This is a genomic window from Veillonellaceae bacterium (genome assembly GCA_012523975.1).
GTDB lineage: Bacteria > Bacillota > Negativicutes > JAAYSF01 > JAAYSF01 > JAAYSF01.
Map to the genome: position 1 here is coordinate 1 of JAAYSF010000038.1, position 17,977 is coordinate 17,977.

Consider the following 17,977-nt stretch of genomic DNA (forward strand, 5'->3'; position numbering starts at 1 on the left):
GACGGCAAGCTCGACGAACGAGTCCATATTAACACCAATGACGAGTTTCAATTATTGGCTCATACTCTTAATAACCTAAGTTCGAGTCTTGAAGATAAAATTGCCCAAATCGTCGCCGAATCAAAGAAATTAGAACTTATCCTCCACAATATGGATAATGCTGTTTTTTTGCTAGACCGCTATGGGAGGGTAACTACCGCCAATAAAATGGCCGGCGAAGTTTTCAATCTTACACCAGCCATGTTGGGTAGACACAATATCCATGTTATCGGCAGTAGCTTTTTTGATCATGCTGTCCACGAGGCAATTGCCAAAAATAAACATCAGGTTATCGACCTAAAAACCAGCCTTGACGGTCAAAAACGAGTGTTCCAAGTTTTCCTGGCTCCAGTGACGGCTGCGAGCAATGATGTCATTCATTTATTAGCCGTATTTCATGATATAACCGCCCTGCAGGAGCTTAATGACCGTCAGGCCGAGTTCATTGCCAACGCCTCCCATGAATTATCTACCCCGCTCACCTCTATTAAAGGTTTTGCCGAAACTTTGCTGGACGGAGCAATTAAAGACCCTGAAATCAGCCCAAAATTTGTCAGTATCATTCTAAACGAAGCTGAACGCATGCATCGGCTGGTTAAAGATTTGCTCCAACTGGCCAAGCTCGATTCGGACGAGTATCGCCGCCAGATTGCACTTGAATCGGTTGAACTAGCTCCGCTGATGGCAAAAGTTATTCAGGAGCTAACCCCCCAGGCCCAACGAAAAAAGATAAACCTCCAGATGGAACCGACAGATGACAATATTTTTGCGGCGGCACACCACGATTGGTTAAAGCAAGTTCTTGTGAACATAGTAGATAATGGCATTAAATACACACCGGATGGCGGAAGCGTCCTGTTAAACTGCCGGCGACAAGATCAGAAGGCCGTCATTATAGTTCAGGATTCTGGAATGGGTATCCCGGCCAAGGACTTACCTCTCATCTTCGAGCGTTTTTATCGCGTCGACCGTGCCCGCAGCCGCACGGCCGGCGGTACCGGTTTAGGCTTGTCAATCGTAAAATTTATTGTCGATATGCTTGGAGGCCAAATCGACGTCCAAAGCAAGGTTGATGTCGGAACAACCTTTATCATCACCCTGCCACTGGCCGCTAAAGAGTTAACAAAAGATTAACAAATTTATAACTCGGGATTAGCTGTCTGTGCATATAATGTAATAGAAGACCTAGGTTAATTCCGCCAAAAGGAGTGACTAGCATTGAGACAGTTTATCAATAACCGCCTTAATGCTGCTGACAATCTTACCCCTGCTTTACCGTTAAAGCTGCCTAGCACTGCTGTGCTGTTAGGCGGCTTTACATTTTCCTCACGACTATTGACTAACACTCGTTATTAAAGAGGGGGTTTCTAACTTGTCAAAATATTATGTGCTTGACACTAATGTTCTGCTTCATTCACCTAGTGCGCTATATACCTTTAATGAACACACCGTTGTTATTCCTGAAGTAGTGATTGAAGAATTAGACCGTTTCAAAAAAGAAGCATCCGACCGGGGCGCAAACAGCCGCGAAATAAGTCGAATAATCGACAACTTGCGCTTTACAGGCAATTTGCTGGAAGGGGTGATCATTAACGATAAAGGCGGCATGCTCAAGCTTGAATCAAATCATACCGATACCAAAATGCCTTCACACTGGGAGCGCGACAAAGCTGATAACCGTATCCTCCAAGTATGCAAAGGTTTAGCCGAGATCAATCGGCAAGTCATCCTGGTCAGCCGCGATACCAATATGCGGGTCAAGGCCACCATTCTCGGCGTCCATGCTGAAGACTTCCGTAATGACAAGGTGGCTGACATCGACGATCAGTACACCGGCCGGGCAGTTGTTTATACCTCGACCGATGTTATCAATCATTTTTACAAAGATGATCTTAACTATATCGACATCTGTGATTTAAAGCTTTATGACGAAGAAACCTCAAGACTTGTCAGTCCTTCGCTTGTGACCAATCAATTCCTGCTGATCCGTTCTACCGATAAAGATCGCCATACTGCTGTCGGCCGGTTCGACGGCAAAAAGGTAGTCCAATTGAAATACCGCAGCCGGAACCCTTTCGGCGTCATACCGCGCAATGTCGGCCAGATTTTTCTTCAAGAATGCTTAATGATGAGCGCCGAAGAAGCACCGCTCGTCATCATCAAAGGAATGTCGGGAACCGCCAAAACCTTTTATTCCTTAGCGGTCGGCCTCTATAAATACATGGAGTGCCGCCCCCGCGAATACCATCATCTCCTGATTTGTCGCCCTAATATCCCGATGGATGAAGACATTGGCTTTTTGCCAGGGTCTGAGGCCGAAAAAATCAGCCCCTTTATGCGCGGCATCCATGATAATCTCTTTACGCTAATGTCAGGTAACGCCGCTGTCGAAGAAAAAGAGATTGCCCAAGTCGAAGACACTGTCCAAATGCTGTTTGACAAGCGGATTATTCAGACTGAAGCACTGGCCTATCAGCGTGGACGCTCAGTGCAAAAGTACTGGATGATATTCGACGAAATGCAGAATTCCACGCCGCGCCAAGCGAAGGGCGTAATCACCCGCCCCGGCCACGGCACAAAAATCATTCTGCTCGGCGACCCGGCCCAGATTGATCATCCCTATCTCGACAGCCGTACCAACGGCCTTGTTTACGCCAGTGATAAAATGCGCGGCTCCAAGCTCTGTTTCCAAGTCACAATGGAACCTGATGAGTGCGAACGCTCACCGCTTGCTGCCGAGGCCGCCATGAGATTGTAATCCAAACGTCTGTTTTGGTATATCTGGTTGATGCAACTCCTATTGCGGCTGATGACACCATTACCACTAAAGCAGCGTAAGGCTAAGAATACTGACGATAATAATCTTTTTCCAAAGTGGCAACACTAGCTACGAGGTGAATACAGTGGACGAAAACCTGCAATCGTCAGTAAGATCTCCTGAAACTGTCAAAACAAACCCTGATCGAACAGGATTGGGATCAGCTAAAGGCTATGTAGAGTTCGTTGAATCCCAAACCAACGAAAACAATTCCCAAAAATAAAGAGGTTGTCCCAAAAGCTTTTAAGCTTGGGGGCAACCTCTTTATTTTTGGAGAAGGCAATTCAAAAGCAGCCTAGTTAGGCGAAGCTTGTAAATAGCCTGTTATTTTTTTCGCAAGCGTTGGCCTGTCACAAGATAAATCACCCACTCAGCAATATTCGTCGCATGATCGGCTACCCGTTCCAACGACATAGCCACTAGAATAAGCTGCGTGGCCTGAGTGATGGCACGGGGATCTTCCATCATATAGGTTAGCAGTTCCCGGAATATCTGCTGATTCAGTCGGTCTACTTCATCATCAGCCTCACAAACCTGCTCAGCTAGCGCAATATCTAAATTAACATAGGCTTCGAGGGCATCTTTAAGCATCTTTTGCGACATCTCTGCCATTCGCGGAATGTCAATCAGCGGTTTTATAAGAGGCTTGTCAGCAATGTGGCAGGCAATCTTGGCAATATCAAAAGCGTGGTCCCCAACCCGCTCAAGGTCAGTTGTAATTTTAAGGCCGGTTCCGATAATTCGTAAATCGCGGGCTAACGGCTGCTGCCGGGCAATGAGCACCATGCACTTGTCCTCGATTTCGATCTCCAAATTGTCAATGATATCATCGCCAGCCATTACAGCTTTAGCCATTGCTGCATCCTGCCTAGCTAGTGCCTCTATGGCCTTAGCGATTGCTTCCGTAACAATTGTGCCCATATGGGAAAGGTCTTCGCGCAGCGTTTCAAGCTCATTGCTATAACTTCGTCTTATACTTGTCATATTCTCCCCTCCTGGTTAGCCGAAGCGGCCTGTAATATAATCTTCAGTTCGCTTGTCCTGCGGTCTGGTGAAAATTGCATCAGTATTGTCATGCTCGACAAGCTCGCCGTTTAAGAAAAAGGCTGTATAATCCGATACCCGGGCAGCTTGCTGCATGTTATGCGTGACCATGACAATCGTATACTTAGTCTTTAGTTCAGTAACCAATTCTTCAATTTTCATTGTCGAAATAGGATCAAGTGCTGAACACGGTTCATCCATTAGGAGGACTTCAGGTTCAACAGCTAAAAGACGGGCAATACATAAACGCTGCTGCTGACCGCCTGACAGGCCCATTGCTGAGCTGTGAAGGCGGTCTTTAACCTCATCCCATAGTGCCGCGCCGCTAAGACTCTTCTCAACGATCGCGTCAAGCGCGGACTTGTTCTTGAGCCCATGGATTCGCGGTCCATAGGCGATATTATCGTATATCGACATCGGAAAAGGATTAGGTCGCTGAAATACCATGCCTACCCGCTTGCGCAACGCAACAACGTCAGTATCAGGGTGGTAGATATTTTCACCTTCAAGCAAGATTTCACCCTCGATTTTTACATTGTCAACAAGGTCATTCATCCGATTGATTGTCTTAATGAAGGTTGATTTTCCGCATCCTGAAGGACCGATTAGAGCCAAAACACTATTTTTATTAACACTTAGCGAAATATCTTTTAAGGCTTGATTCTCACCGTAATATAATGTGAGCTTGTTGGCCTGAATTTTGTATTCCATATAAAAATACCTCCTTATGGAGCCTAATTGTCGATGCTACTTGACAACTATACCACAGGAGGAAAACCTTCAGTGTTAAGCAATTGTTAAGTTAATGTTAAATTTATTTACAGCAGCTCGTCGCTCAGGCGGTAACCAACGCCGCGAACGGTCTCAATGGCGTCGGCAATGGCAGGGTCTTTTGCCAATTTGGCCCGGAGATGGCGGACATGGACATCGACTGTCCTGGTGTCGCCATAATATTCGTACCCCCACACCTTGTCCAAAAGTTGCTCACGACTAAATACCTTACCAACATTAGTGGCAAACAGCTTTAAGAGTTCATACTCTTTAGGGGTAAGCTCTAGTTTCTCTTTATTTAAATAGACCTCATAGCGGCTAAAATTAAACTTTAAACTGCCGACTACCAATTCCCCGGCTGGCAGCGGTTCCTTTTGACTGCGGCGCAGTACGGCTTTTACCCGGGCGACAAGTTCGCGGGTACTAAAAGGCTTCGTTATATAATCGTCAGCACCCAACTCCAAACCAATAACCTTATCAATCTCTTCGGCCTTTGCGGTCAGCATGATTACTGGAATACCCGCTGTAGCTTGATAATTCTTGATTGTCCGGCAGACATCAAGGCCATCCATGGCGGGCAGCATTAGATCGAGCAAAATTAAATTAGGCCGTTCGGCCTTAGCAAGATTAATGCCGTCAACACCATTATCGGTCTCAATAACAGTGTAGTACTCCTTTTGCAGATTGAATTTTAACAGTTCGCGGATGGGAAGTTCGTCTTCAATAATGAGAATTTTGCCTGCCATAATATCTCCTAGTGTTTGGTGATAGGTACGTAAATTTAGTTATAGAAAAACCAGGTCAGTTAACCTGGTTTTAGCTTGTTATATTAGTTGACGGCGTCTTTTAGGCCTTTGCCTGCTTTAAATACTGGGGTTTTTGATGCTGGAATAGTAATCTCAGCACCTGTTTGCGGATTGCGTCCTTTTCTTTCTTCGCGTGCTTTAACCTCAAAAGTACCAAAACCAATGATTTGAACTTTATCTTCTTTGGCCAGAGCTTCTTCAACGCTAGCGAACAAAGCGTTAATCGCCTTTTCGGCATCTTTCTTTGTCATTCCGGATTTTTCAGCAACGCTAGCTACTAATTCGGTTTTATTCACAAATTTAGCCCCCTCATCAAAAATCGTTACGAATAGCATTATTCGCTATTTAGCTTTTTATTCCTCTATGTTCTTAAAAATTTTACCACAAATTACTTATTTTTTTGTAAATTGTTCCATGTTTTTGGCATCATTCCATAATTTATCCAATTCTGACAGCGTAAGTTGCTGCCACTTTAGGCCTTTAGTCTCAATCTGCTGCTCAATATAAGTAAACCGTCTGCGAAACTTGTTGTTGGTAGCCGTTAATGCCACTTCGGGTTCTGCCTTTAGGAACCTGGCTAAGTTAACTACAGCAAATAGGACATCGCCGAGTTCACTTTCGACTGCGCCGCTGTCACCTATCTGAATTGCTTCTTTTAATTCCAGGATTTCTTCTTGTATTTTGCCCCAAACAGGGTCGATATTATCCCAGTCAAAGCCGACTTTTGCTGCTTTAGCCTGAATTTTATACGCCGCCATTAAGCTGGGCAGCCCTTTTGGTACGCCATCCAGTACTGATTTGCGGTCATATCCCTTTTCCCGTTTTTTGATATCCTCCCAATTAACAATAACCTCAGCAGCATCACGTACACTTATGTCGCCGAAAACATGAGGGTGACGACGAATCATCTTTTCGGTAACGGTATTGACCACATCCTGCATTGAAAAGTTGCCGCTCTCTTCCGCTACCCGGGCATGGAAAACTATTTGCAGCAAAAGGTCGCCTAATTCTTCACAGAGCTTGTCTGCATTTTCTAGCTCAATTGCCTCGAGCACCTCATAAACTTCTTCGACAGCATATCGCCTCAGGCTGTGATGATTCTGTTCAATATCCCACAAGCAGCCGTCAGGCGCACGCAGGCGGGCCATCACGTCAATTAATGGGTCTAAGGTAAACTGCTTGCCTTTTTCCTTATAAGGAGGCAAATAAAGGCTTGTCAGGTGGTCGATCTGGCGGACACGATCCAATTCATAGAGCGGCAAGACATCTACCGTCTCATCCGGCAGGCCCAAGTTGCGGACGAGTGTTACCACATAATCATCCGGATAATATTCCATTAGCGATAATTTAGCATCTGAAGCCACTTGACGACTAAATAATTGGGTTACTACCAATCCGGTCGTTAAACCTGGCGGCAATTCATTAATGTCAGCAGCATCAATAACAGTAATGCCGTTGATAGGATCAATTCCTAATCGCACATACAAAACCTCAAGAAAACTCATGCCAGGCAAAATTTTAACCCCAACTTCCTGAGTACCAGCCTGTTTTCGAATAAGTTCGACTGTTTTCTCGGCCACCAGCGGGCTGCCAGGCACCGCATAAATAATATCTTGTCCCAGCGCGGCTCGCGCTAGACAATCTTGGACAATAGCTTGATAAACCTCGTCAAAGGTGTCTTTTTCCTCGTATAGGTAATCATAGCTGGTAAATTTAATCCCCTGCGCTATAAGATGACTTGTTGTCGGATGTTTGATCGTGCGCAGTATTAAGGTTTGGGCCGACTTAAGAACCTCCATGGTCTCGGCCGTAATAAGTCCGGTTGGACCAGGTCCTAAGCCAACAATTGTTATAATTCCCATAATGAACTCCTCTAAGTCAGGCTGCTCTCAACCTCACCCGTCAAGCCTGGTTAAGAACAGCCCTTTTCTCGAAATCTATTTGATGTTTATTATTTACGGATTAAGTGCAAAGCGCGCAGCACCTTAACAAGCTGAGGCCCAACTTTAGGAATGCGCTCTAAATCCCGTTCCTGAATGCCGCCCAATAACAGCAGCGCAATTCCGTAGACCGTCCCGCCGACTGCTATGGCAATTATGGTAGCTAATGTATTATGTAAAGTTTGTGTCATAATGAAGTCATAAGTTAATAAGACCACGCCGCCCATTATAATTGCCGCTCCGGCTGCCTTCGCCGTATCCTTAACATCTATACTGAATCCGACATAACGATAAACAAAATACATATTAAGCAGCGCGGCCACACCAAAGTCGGCATTTGTCGCCCATGCCGCTCCTTTAATGCCTAATGATGGTATGGCAGTTAAGGTCCAGCTCATAATAATTTTAACTACAGCGGAAATTACCATATTGACCAAAGGGATTGTTGTATGACCTAGACCTTGCAAGACACCGGTAGTAACTTGATGAATGCCTAACAGCACAATTCCGACTGACAGTATGGCAATACTAGTTCCGGCATTAGGTGTCCCATAAAGCATTTGCGAAATAGGTGTGGCCAGAAGGCCCAAACCCACAAAGCTTGGGATGGTAATTAAATTAGCAATGCGCATAGCCGTACTGGTCCGCTGATAAATACGCTGGGGATTCTTTAGTGTAAAGGCTTCGGATATAGCCGGAACTAAGCTAGCAGCCAATGATGCCGTCAAAATAGTCGGGAGATTGATTAAGGCTATTGCCATACCGGTCAGGTAGCCAAACAGCTCAGTAGCCTGTTCAACTGTATAGCCGGCAACCTCCAGTCTGGCCGGTACGATTAGTAAGTCAATACTAGAAACAACCGGCAGCATAATATTTGCAAGCGATACCGGCAGCGCCAGTTTAACAATCCGGTAAATTATGCTCACACTTGATTCCTGCACAATATTGGGCTGATTATTCATCAGCTGCTTAAACGATTTGCGCTGCTTATAGTAATAAAAGATTAAAACAAGCAACCCGACAGCAGCGCCTGGTCCCGCCCCAAAGCTAGCGCCTGCGGCAGCATATTCCAGTCCGTACGGCAGCAAGAGATAGGCGAGCGCAATCATAGTTACAACCCGGACAAATTGCTCGGCAATCTGAGAAATTGCTGTTGGCGTCATCATCTGAAGACCTTGGAAATAGCCCCGGTAACTTGACAGCACGGTAACAAAGAATATAGCCGGAGCCAAGGCAGCAATAGCGTAATATGCCCGGGCATCTCGGACAAATTGATTTTCAGTCAGCCAGCCAGCCGCAAAATACAGTAAAAAGGTGAATGTAATACCAGTAATAGCCAATACGCCTAGGGAGAGACGGAAAACGCGATTAGCGCCGCGATAATCAGAACGGGCAATCTTTTCAGCAACAATTATCGATATTGCCACCGGAATGCCGGCAGACGATATGCTGAGGGCCAGCAGATAAATAGGATAGGCCATCTGATATAGGCCAATTCCTTCGCCGCCCAATAGGCGTGACAGTAAAATCCGGTTAACAGACCCAATTATTTTTACAATTATTCCGGCAGCCGTTAAAATCAGCGCGCCTTTTAGAAATGTATCTTTGCTCACTTGGTTCATTCCTCTCCAAAAATTGCCCAGTCCGTCAACGCCATACTAAAATGCATTATATATTATAACAAAATATACCTGTCGATAAAACAACTTTTAGGAATTGTTGCCATAATGTAAGCTAAGCTGTACTATTATTTTCCCCAAGCGACAAAAAGTAGCGAACGCTGTTCGCTACTTAACCGGGAATGGGCTATAAATTATTGCGACATTTGCTTAGCAAGGAAACCGGCTGCCGTCTCGGCTAGCTTTACTTCGGTGTCCCCCATTTGTACACCTGGCTGCTTAGAACAGATAACTACAGCTCCGATCGCGTCACCTTCAACAACAATCGGTGCAATAACTTCCGCTGAGAACTTGATAGCTTCCTCATCATCATCAACTTCAATCGGACTTGCTTTGCCGTGCTTATATTCACTAGCGTTATTGATAAGCATGGCTTTGCGATCGTCCATAACCTTCTCGATAATCGGGCCGATTGGCTTGTTAAGAAACTCTTTCTTTGCCGCACCAGCAACAGCGACTACATTGTCACGGTCAGCAATTAGGATAATTTGACCGATAGCTTCATAGAGTGAATCAGCATATTCCTTTGCAAAATCGCCTAACTCTCCAACTGGAGAGTATTTTTTCAAAATTACTTCGCCCTCACGGTCAACGTATATTTCTAACGGATCACCTTCGCGAATCCTTAGTGTCCTTCTAATTTCCTTTGGTATAACTACTCTTCCTAAATCATCAATTCTTCTTACTATGCCAGTCGCTTTCACCAGTATCCCCCCTTTTCTACAGTATTTGACAACTTGATTTCAGTGATAGTATATATCCCGCAAGCTCTTTTTATTCATTTTTAGGGGGAAAAAACATCTAATGGGTTTTGCTGTCAAAGCAATGATTGTCTAAGAATCAAAAAGATTTAAGAACTAAGTTGTTCTAATACCTCGATAATCAACTTTAATAAGCCTTTTTGGTCAATTTTGGCCGTATTTATCCGAATACTCGAAGGCGGACCTTGGTGAATTATTATCATGCGAGGATGATTATTCCTTAACTCTATAATTTTAGCGCCATCAACCTTGGGATTGCTGTCAAACACCAGTTCAACATATCGCGGTCGTTCAGCTATCGACAAGATTCCAAGTTTACGTGCAACATTTTTAACTTTAGCGACATTTAACAAACACAGCACTGGTTGGGGCGGATCACCAAATCTATCAATCAGTTCATCCAGCAGTTCGTCGATATGCTCATTACGCCTTATCGCTGCTATCCGCTGATATATTTCAATCTTATGCATGGCGTCGCTTATATAGTCGCCCGGAAGGTAGGCCTCCAAATTTAATTCTAAACTTGGCTCGACCGGAGGCTCAACTTTTTTACCTGTTTTTAGCTCATGCACCGCCTCATCTAGCAGGCGGCAATACATCTCAAAGCCAACACTGACAATATGACCATGCTGCTGTGCCCCTAAAAGATTGCCAGCGCCGCGAATTTCAAGGTCACGCATGGCAATTTTAAACCCGGCCCCTAATTCGGCAAATTCCTTAATAGCTTGAAGGCGCTTTTCAGCAATTTCGGTTAGCACCTTATCCTTACGGTAGGTAAAATAAGCATAGGCCATACGGTGTGACCGGCCAACCCGGCCGCGCATCTGATAAAGCTGAGATAAGCCGAAACGGTCAGCATCGTAGACAATAATGGTATTAGCATTAGGCACGTCCAGGCCATTTTCGATAATGCTGGTACAAACCATAACATCATAGTGATTTTCATAAAAATCAACCATCACATTTTCCAGCATTTCTTCAGGCATTTGCCCGTGTGCCGTCATTACCTTGGCATCGGGCAGCATTTCAGCAAGCTGACGCTGGATTTTGTCAATTGTTTGGACGCGATTATATACAAAATACACCTGCCCGCCGCGTTTGAGTTCCCGTTTAATAGCATCTTTGATAATATCATCGCTATACTCAACAACATAAGTTTGAACCGGAAACCTTTCTTCCGGCGGGGTTTCAATGATACTCATGTCGCGGGCACCAACCAGCGACATATGAAGTGTCCGGGGGATGGGCGTCGCGCTTAACGTCAAGACATCAATCTTAGCGCTCCATTTCTTAAGTTTTTCCTTTTGGGCTACGCCAAACCGCTGCTCTTCATCAACAATCAACAGTCCTAGATCCTTAAATATTATGTCAGATTGTAAAATGCGATGAGTGCCGATTAGGACGTCAACCCGCCCATCATTAACACGGGCAATTGTTTCACGCTGTTCTTTTGCGCTCCGAAACCGGCTGACCATATCGACAACCGGCCCAAATCCGGCAAACCGCGAACTGAAAGTTTGATAATGCTGCTGCGCCAAAACCGTTGTCGGTACGAGCACAGCGACTTGCTTCCCGCTCATTACCGCTTTAAAAGCCGCCCTTATAGCAACCTCAGTTTTACCAAACCCGACATCGCCGCATAATAGCCGGTCCATCGGCCTTGGCTGCTCCATATCCTTTTTGATCTCGGCAAGCGCATGAAGCTGGTCAGGCGTTTCTTCAAAGGGAAAAGCATCTTCAAATTCCCGCTGCCAGGGCGTGTCTTTATTGAAAGCATAACCGGGTGTTACCTGCCGTTCGGCATAAAGCTTAATAAGTTCTTTGGCCAAATCTGCCACCGCTGCTTTAGCCTTCGTTGTTGCTTTCAGCCAATCTGTTCCACCCATCTTGCTCAGGCGGGGCGTTTCCCCTTCCGAGCCTATATACTTCTGCAACAGATGTACTTGGTCGGTTGGAACATATAGCTTATCTTCACCGCTATAGCGTATTAAAAGATAATCTTTATTGACACCTGCGACTTCAAGCGTCTCAACGCCAACATATTTACCGATACCGTGATTAATGTGGACAACATAGTCACCGATTTTAATATCGCGAAAGTAAGTGATTTTCTGTTCTTTAGACACTCGGACCCGGGGTCTTTTCTTCTGTCGGCCAAAAATGTCCATTTCGGTTATAACAACAAGCTTGGCCTGCGGTAATTCAAACCCGGCTTCAATAATGCCTGTTGCAATTGTAACGCTGCCAGGCTTTATTAGATCGCCTTCGGCGGCGAAAAGCGCCCGCAGCCCCTGCTGACTTAGACTTTGTTGCAAATTTTTAGCTTTTTCAGTCGACGACATCAATATTAAAACATGGTAGCTATGATCTTGCCAGTTTTTAAGTTCGCTTTCAAGAATATCTAACTGGCGGTGAAAATGCGCTAAACTTTTAGCCGTAATTGCAATAATGTCATCAGGCTTGGTATAAGGGGTCTTCTGCAGCATCAGCGAAAGGTACATAATACCATACTGCTGGGCCGATACAGCGATATCGCTCCAAGAAAATGTATTCTTTTTAAGCTCTGGGTTCTCCTTGATTAAAGTAGTGATCTGCTCACGAATTCTGGTTGGTTCATCAAAAACAACCATGCCGTCAGCGGGCAGGTAGGATAAAAAGACTACCGGCTTGCCAGAGTGCTCCGGTTCTGTCAGCGGCAAAATATCAACATTATCAAGGTTGGCGCTTGAGCGCTGAGTTACGGCATCAAATTCTCGTAATGAATCTATCTCATCACCGAACAGCTCCAAGCGGACAGGCTGCGAACGATTAATCGGGAATATATCAATAATTCCGCCCCGGACACTAAACTGGCCTAGATTATCCACACGATCAACACGCTCATAGCCGAAGGAAACCAATCGGGAAATAAGTTCCTCCGGTTTAACAGTATCATTAAGGACTATGGTAATCCGGCTTTTTTCAAACTCTTGGCGGGGCAGCGTTTTCTGAATTACCGCATCTGTACTGGACAAAACAATTATAGGCTGACCGGCTGCCAATTTCCCTAAAACCTCCATGCGACGAGCCTGCAGTTCAAGACTTTTGGCGTCAGCAGTAAAAGTTGTTATGTCTGCTGACGGAAAGTCAAAGACAGCGACTCCCGGCAATAAGGTTGCAAAGTCAATAAGGTATTTTTCAGTAGTTTGACGATTGGCGGTAACAATTATTAACGGACGCGGCTGTTGCGCAAAGGTGGCCGCCAGTATAGTTGTTTTTTGCGGACCTGTTAATCCATAGACCCAAGTCTGATGGTTTTCCTTTCTGTAATTAGCAATAACCCGCGCTGCATTCTGGTCAGCTGCGATTATCTCAAAAAGTTTCTTCATTAGAGCACCTCATCCCAACTGGAACAAAAATATAATTGGACGGACAAAATGGGCTTTAGCTGTTGCTAAAGCCCTAGTTAAGTTTTTCTATTAACATTACTATGCATCAGTGCAATCGGTTAACACCTTTGAGAAATGAACTTTCGTTTGCAATACCCAGTGCTTCAATACAGCAGTCGCATAGTGATTTAACATACATGGCGTTATTTAATTCATCGGTTTTAATTATATCCCGGCGTTCTTCCTCAGTCAAGCAATCGAACCCGAATCTTACCTCATCGACCTTATCGACTTCGATCATATCAATATGCGAATCGCAGTACTCACAGCTATAATATATCCTCATATGCTACCTCCTTGTTGATGCTTGAATGACGGTGAAATTCCACATCAGATGAGCCACTATACCGCCCGCAAGACCTAACCAAATACTGGTTGAAAGATGCAAAATTCCGACTGTCAAAAGCCCAAACAGGCTATGCCCGATTATGCTGAACGCGGCAGCTTTGCTTTTAAATTCAGCATTGCGCCAATCGTATATAGCCTCAAGCACGCCAAAAGCCGCATGAGTCGCTATAATATCTGCGCCAAGATAAAATGACAGCAGCGTTTTAGCGCTTTCTTCAACTACCGGACTTGCAGTGATTATTGTCAGATTGCCGATATATTTCAACAATACCCGGTTTAGCAGAAAACTGAGAGACGCCATCAAACAGGCGATTATGTAAGCCATAGCCACCTCTCAAAATTGAGAATCAAGATTATTATCACCGCCGAGCAGAGCCGTTATACATGGCAGAGTTTCATCAAAAATCAAAAAATGTTTTTGCCTTTTTCAGTAGCAGTTTGAGGCTTCCTGCATATTATGTAAAAAGAGCCCAAAGGAGGGGGTAGATATGAGTTTTCGCAGGCCGGACTGGGAAAACCCCGTGATAGATAATCCTGACATTACTGATAGCAGCTTAACTGATTTAGAGCACGAACATCAGGTAGGATGCGCCCCGTCTGTGTGCACTCCAGAACCCGGCGTATGGACCTGGGGACCGCCGGTTCCCAGACCGTCATTAAAGAAAGCACAAAAAGAAGAAGGTTAACCGCCATCTCATAAGCTGCATTAAAAAAGAGTCTGACCCAATTAAGGTCAGACTCTTACTGTCTAATGGCGTTAGTTCATATGTAGGCGAAGCTTCCTAAATCCATTTATGGCAAAACGCTGCTTGGATTAATCAGCCGCCCATTCTTACGAACTTCAAAATGCAGGTGCGGCCCAGTAGAATAACCGGTATTACCCATATAGGCCACCGTCTGACCGGCCCGGACATACTGACCTGGTCCTACCGCAAACTCTGACAAGTGCCCATACAGTGTTTCGTAGCCGTGTGAATGTTCGATGACCATTGTATAGCCATAACCGCTCAGCCAGCCGGCAGATACTACTCGCCCAGCCATGGCCGCCCTTACGGATGTTCCAATATCATTGGCAATGTCAATGCCGGCGTGAAGTCGACCCCAGCGAGAGCCGAATGATGAAGTTAGTGAGCCGCTTGCCGGCCACAAGAATCGGGCTGGGGCACTCCGGGATACTTGGTAATCGGCACGGGCCACAACGGTTTCTGCCTTAGGCTGCGGCTTTGCCCCCGGAATAAACAGCTTTTCACCAATGCTAAGGTCTTCCGAATCCTTGCTATTGGCTGTTATAATTTTCGCAACCTCAACGCCATAAGCATTAGCAATGCTCCATAGAGTGTCGCCCATATCTGTGGTATAAATAATGCCTTTTTGCGGCAATATTGTCAGTCGTTCGCCGATTTGCAGGCAGTTTTCGTCAGTATCAGGGTTTGCGCCTCTGATTGTATCAACATCAATATTGTACTTGGCAGCAATAACCTCTAATGTTTCACCCTCACTAACGGTGTGAGTTTTTATGGCGGTAGCAGCGCTTTCGGCCTTTTCGGGCTTTTCAGCCTCGACAGAGCTATCTTCCGATGCAGACTGGACGTTTTGAGCCTCTAAAGGACGGCTCTGCTGCGGCAGCGGAGTTATAGCTACAGCAGTTACCGCTAAGACAAGCGTCGCTGCTAAAAAAAGCAATGGCTTTCTTTTGAATTTTGCTAAATTCATTGCATCTCCTCCGGTATTATTCGTAACTGCGTGGTTAGCATAAGTACTTTTTAACCAAATTATGCATAATGTGGATTAATGGAAGCTTTTCTGACAATATTGGAATTTTTATCCAAATGGAAAGCATTAAAATAGGGCGGGATTCAGAGCCCGCCCTAAAAAGGTTCAATAATAGATAAAATGGGCTAAGCGAGTTTAACCACGAACGGCTTACGGTCAAATTTATGGATTGCATCAACAAATCTAACCGTGCCTGTTTTATAACGCATCACTATCGAATGTGTCCGAGCTCCGCCGCCAAAATAACGCACACCTTCAAGCATATCTGCTTGGGTGATGGCGGTGGCCACAAAAAAGACGTCTTCGCCGTGAACCATATCATCAATTTTTAAAACCTTATTGATATCGGTAATGCCCATTCTGAGGGCCCGTTGAACATCATTGTCATCTTCCGGCCAAAGCTTGCCCTGCATATCTCCGCCCAAACATTTAAGAGCAGCCGCGGCAATTACACCCTCCGGTGCTCCACCGACACCCAGCATCATATGTAAACCTGAGCCTTCGATACCAACACTTACAGCCGGTGAAACATCACCATCGGTGATTAGCTTGATTCGCGCCCCAGCATCGCGAACTTCCTTTATCATTTTGGAATGGCGGTCGCGGTCAAGGATTACGACAGTTAGATCCTCAACAGCGCGATTCAGGGCCGATGCTACTGCCTTCAGGTTTTCCTTGATAGGGGCATCGATATGAATTTTTCCTGCCGCCTTTGGTCCAACAGCAATTTTATTCATATACATATCGGGGGCATGGAGTAAACCACCCCGCGGCGCAATAGCCAAAACGGCAATTGACCCCGGCCGGCCCTTAGCGACAAGATTGGTCCCCTCCAGCGGATCAACCGCAATATCTACTTCAATCCCGCCAGCCCCAACTTTTTCACCAATATAGAGCATCGGCGCTTCATCCATTTCACCTTCGCCGATTACAACAGTACCACTAATATTAACGCTGTCAAAAGCAGCCCGCATAGCATCAACTGCCGCTTGGTCAGCTGCAATTTTGTCTCCTTTGCCCATTAAACGGCCACTGGCAATAGCGGCCGCTTCAGTAACGCGGACAAACTCAAGCGATAACTCACGATCCATTTAAAATTACCTCCTGCATATCAGTAGCTTGCGCCACCTTATATACTAGCAGTATTTGCTCAATAAAACAAACGGACAATATTGCCGTTTGTTAGAGGCATTTACCTAATAAGTGCCCATTTTAGCTCATATTGGCATTTTTCCAGTCCTCAAGAAAACGCTTGATTCCTGCGTCAGTAAGAGGATGGTTAAGCATCGTTGTAATAACTTTATACGGCACAGTCGCAATATGAGCGCCAGCCAAAGCAGCCTTAGTAACATGCATCGGATGGCGAATACTTGCCGCAATGATTTCGGTATCAATACCATGGATAGCAAAAATATCAGCAATCACCCTGATAAGCTCCATGCCGTCTTCACTGATGTCGTCCAGACGGCCAATAAACGGGCTGACAAAAGTTGCTCCTGCTCTGGCTGCCAACAAAGCTTGGTTCGCAGAAAAAACTAAGGTAACATTAGTTTTTATTCCCTCTGCGCTTAACGCCCTTACTGTTTTTAGCCCCTCAGCGTTCATAGGCACTTTGATTACGACATTATCAGCAATTTTAGCCAGTTCTCGGGCTTCGGGAATCATATCAGCCGATGTTGTCGAAACTACCTCCGCACTAATTGGTCCGTCAATTAGGGCGGCAATCTCTTTGATAACCGTTTTTATTTCGCGCTTTTCCTTGGCAATCAGTGAAGGATTGGTCGTTACACCTGCTACTATTCCCAGAGATGCTGCCTCCCCGATCTCTGAAATATTAGCAGTGTCAATAAAAAATTTCATTTTCCTCCTCCTAACCGATATTATTGCTTTTGGTGGGAACGGCGCTCGGCAATAAGTTCAATGACTTCAAGCGAGTTTATCAGGGCTAAATCCTGTTCACGCCGGGCGTCAATAATTTTATGTCCGCCGCAATGAATACATCTTAACGCAATGCCATCGGGCAGAAGGTTAATCTCGACAGCACTGCTGCCGCAACGGCAGAAAATTCCACCACGCTCAGCAATATCATGGACCCTGTTCAGTATCTCCAACATAAGCGACGGATTCTCAATATATTCACCATAATCATCAAAATCCATTTCATGAATAATGCTATCAAACTCACGCTTATGGTCAGCAATCGTTTTTTCAATAACGTTCCGCTTCCCAATGAAGCCCAATTCAAGGTTTTCCTGAGCACAATAAATTTTGTCAAAATTAGTATGCCAGAATTCTTTCTTGTTTAGACGTATTATGTGATTTGTCTGACAAAGCAAGCAAGGGATATTGAGCAGATATTGGTGCCGGCAAGCGGTAAGCGTTGCCTGAATTTGGCCGCAGCTGCAGCTAAGATCCAGCCGCATCGAACTTTTCATTGCAAACCGCGAAATATCATGATTCTGAATTTTGCCGCATCGAGGACAATAAAGCGCCAATGTGGCAACCGTACCAATGATCATTTTCAATCCCCCTTTCTGCCTAATCTTTTCGCCAAAGAGGAAAAAAATCCT

Annotated in this window: 19 protein-coding genes; 5 read left to right on the forward strand and 14 right to left on the reverse strand. The window is 45.2% G+C overall.

Features of this window, described 5'->3' with window-relative positions; translation table 11 throughout:
* From GX348_04730 to GX348_04745, 4 genes are all read left to right on the forward strand, one after another.
* Positions 1–1,173 (forward strand): cell wall metabolism sensor histidine kinase WalK (locus GX348_04730; GenBank protein NLP41492.1); only part of this gene is annotated, 1,173 nt, incomplete at its 5' end.
* An 84-nt stretch (positions 1,174–1,257) separates the two neighbouring features.
* Positions 1,258–1,395, forward strand: coding sequence for a hypothetical protein (locus GX348_04735; protein NLP41493.1), 138 nt, complete (start codon positions 1,258–1,260; stop codon positions 1,393–1,395).
* Between the two features lie 16 nt (positions 1,396–1,411).
* On the forward strand, positions 1,412–2,797 hold the full coding sequence (locus GX348_04740; protein ID NLP41494.1) for a PhoH family protein: 1,386 nt from the start codon (positions 1,412–1,414) through the stop codon (positions 2,795–2,797).
* Between the two features lie 145 nt (positions 2,798–2,942).
* Complete coding sequence (locus tag GX348_04745) at positions 2,943–3,080, forward strand: hypothetical protein (protein ID NLP41495.1); 138 nt, start codon at positions 2,943–2,945, stop codon at positions 3,078–3,080.
* Between the two features lie 101 nt (positions 3,081–3,181).
* Here the strand turns inward: GX348_04745 and phoU are convergent, their stop codons facing one another.
* From phoU to GX348_04795, 10 genes are all read right to left on the reverse strand, one after another.
* The gene (gene phoU, locus GX348_04750) at positions 3,182–3,841 is read right to left on the reverse strand and encodes a phosphate signaling complex protein PhoU (protein ID NLP41496.1); all 660 of its coding nucleotides are present in this window, start codon (positions 3,839–3,841) and stop codon (positions 3,182–3,184) included.
* 15 nt (positions 3,842–3,856) lie between these two features.
* Positions 3,857–4,612: a phosphate ABC transporter ATP-binding protein gene (locus tag GX348_04755; protein NLP41497.1), complete on the reverse strand. Its 756-nt coding sequence runs from the start codon at positions 4,610–4,612 to the stop codon at positions 3,857–3,859.
* A 107-nt stretch (positions 4,613–4,719) separates the two neighbouring features.
* Entirely contained in the window at positions 4,720–5,418 is a 699-nt protein-coding gene (locus GX348_04760) for a response regulator transcription factor (protein NLP41498.1), read from the reverse strand.
* Positions 5,419–5,501: 83 nt separating this feature from the next.
* A complete protein-coding gene (locus GX348_04765; protein NLP41499.1) occupies positions 5,502–5,774 on the reverse strand; it encodes an HU family DNA-binding protein in 273 nt (90 codons plus the stop codon).
* 96 nt (positions 5,775–5,870) lie between these two features.
* A complete protein-coding gene (gene mazG, locus GX348_04770) occupies positions 5,871–7,340 on the reverse strand; it encodes a nucleoside triphosphate pyrophosphohydrolase (GenBank protein NLP41500.1) in 1,470 nt (489 codons plus the stop codon).
* 89 nt (positions 7,341–7,429) lie between these two features.
* Complete coding sequence (locus tag GX348_04775) at positions 7,430–9,031, reverse strand: polysaccharide biosynthesis protein (GenBank protein NLP41501.1); 1,602 nt, start codon at positions 9,029–9,031, stop codon at positions 7,430–7,432.
* Between the two features lie 200 nt (positions 9,032–9,231).
* Entirely contained in the window at positions 9,232–9,801 is a 570-nt protein-coding gene (gene spoVT / locus GX348_04780) for a stage V sporulation protein T (protein ID NLP41502.1), read from the reverse strand.
* A gap of 146 nt (positions 9,802–9,947) precedes the next feature.
* Positions 9,948–13,226, reverse strand: a complete 3,279-nt coding sequence (gene mfd, locus GX348_04785; GenBank protein NLP41503.1) for a transcription-repair coupling factor — start codon at positions 13,224–13,226, stop codon at positions 9,948–9,950.
* Positions 13,227–13,332: 106 nt separating this feature from the next.
* Positions 13,333–13,572 (reverse strand): anti-sigma-F factor Fin family protein, encoded by a 240-nt coding sequence (locus GX348_04790; protein NLP41504.1) that lies wholly within the window; start codon positions 13,570–13,572, stop codon positions 13,333–13,335.
* A 3-nt stretch (positions 13,573–13,575) separates the two neighbouring features.
* Positions 13,576–13,959, reverse strand: a complete 384-nt coding sequence (locus GX348_04795) for a hypothetical protein (GenBank protein NLP41505.1) — start codon at positions 13,957–13,959, stop codon at positions 13,576–13,578.
* Between the two features lie 163 nt (positions 13,960–14,122).
* On the opposite strand from GX348_04795, the gene GX348_04800 reads away from it, so the two are divergent.
* Positions 14,123–14,320: a hypothetical protein gene (locus GX348_04800; GenBank protein ID NLP41506.1), complete on the forward strand. Its 198-nt coding sequence runs from the start codon at positions 14,123–14,125 to the stop codon at positions 14,318–14,320.
* A 106-nt stretch (positions 14,321–14,426) separates the two neighbouring features.
* On the opposite strand, the gene GX348_04805 is transcribed toward GX348_04800, so the two are convergent.
* From GX348_04805 to GX348_04820, 4 genes are all read right to left on the reverse strand, one after another.
* Positions 14,427–15,347 (reverse strand): peptidoglycan DD-metalloendopeptidase family protein, encoded by a 921-nt coding sequence (locus tag GX348_04805; protein ID NLP41507.1) that lies wholly within the window; start codon positions 15,345–15,347, stop codon positions 14,427–14,429.
* A 185-nt stretch (positions 15,348–15,532) separates the two neighbouring features.
* Entirely contained in the window at positions 15,533–16,498 is a 966-nt protein-coding gene (glpX, locus tag GX348_04810) for a class II fructose-bisphosphatase (protein ID NLP41508.1), read from the reverse strand.
* Between the two features lie 121 nt (positions 16,499–16,619).
* Entirely contained in the window at positions 16,620–17,267 is a 648-nt protein-coding gene (fsa, locus tag GX348_04815; GenBank protein ID NLP41509.1) for a fructose-6-phosphate aldolase, read from the reverse strand.
* Between the two features lie 20 nt (positions 17,268–17,287).
* Positions 17,288–17,926 carry a hypothetical protein gene (locus GX348_04820; protein NLP41510.1) on the reverse strand — a complete coding sequence of 213 codons (639 nt, stop codon included), beginning with the start codon at positions 17,924–17,926 and terminating at the stop codon, positions 17,288–17,290.
* Positions 17,927–17,977: the final 51 nt, after the last annotated feature.

Bases quoted from the DNA above. Each gene is read 5' to 3' on its own strand.
- phoU (NLP41496.1), bottom strand. From the start codon at position 3,841: ATGACAAGTATAAGACGAAGTTATAGCAATGAGCTTGAAACGCTGCGC.
- GX348_04755 (NLP41497.1), bottom strand. From the start codon at position 4,612: ATGGAATACAAAATTCAGGCCAACAAGCTCACATTATATTACGGTGAG.
- GX348_04760 (NLP41498.1), bottom strand. From the start codon at position 5,418: ATGGCAGGCAAAATTCTCATTATTGAAGACGAACTTCCCATCCGCGAA.
- mazG (NLP41500.1), bottom strand. From the start codon at position 7,340: ATGGGAATTATAACAATTGTTGGCTTAGGACCTGGTCCAACCGGACTT.
- mfd (NLP41503.1), bottom strand. From the start codon at position 13,226: ATGAAGAAACTTTTTGAGATAATCGCAGCTGACCAGAATGCAGCGCGG.
- GX348_04790 (NLP41504.1), bottom strand. From the start codon at position 13,572: ATGAGGATATATTATAGCTGTGAGTACTGCGATTCGCATATTGATATG.
- GX348_04795 (NLP41505.1), bottom strand. From the start codon at position 13,959: ATGGCTTACATAATCGCCTGTTTGATGGCGTCTCTCAGTTTTCTGCTA.
- GX348_04800 (NLP41506.1), top strand. From the start codon at position 14,123: ATGAGTTTTCGCAGGCCGGACTGGGAAAACCCCGTGATAGATAATCCT.
- GX348_04805 (NLP41507.1), bottom strand. From the start codon at position 15,347: ATGAATTTAGCAAAATTCAAAAGAAAGCCATTGCTTTTTTTAGCAGCG.
- glpX (NLP41508.1), bottom strand. From the start codon at position 16,498: ATGGATCGTGAGTTATCGCTTGAGTTTGTCCGCGTTACTGAAGCGGCC.
- fsa (NLP41509.1), bottom strand. From the start codon at position 17,267: ATGAAATTTTTTATTGACACTGCTAATATTTCAGAGATCGGGGAGGCA.
- GX348_04820 (NLP41510.1), bottom strand. From the start codon at position 17,926: ATGATCATTGGTACGGTTGCCACATTGGCGCTTTATTGTCCTCGATGC.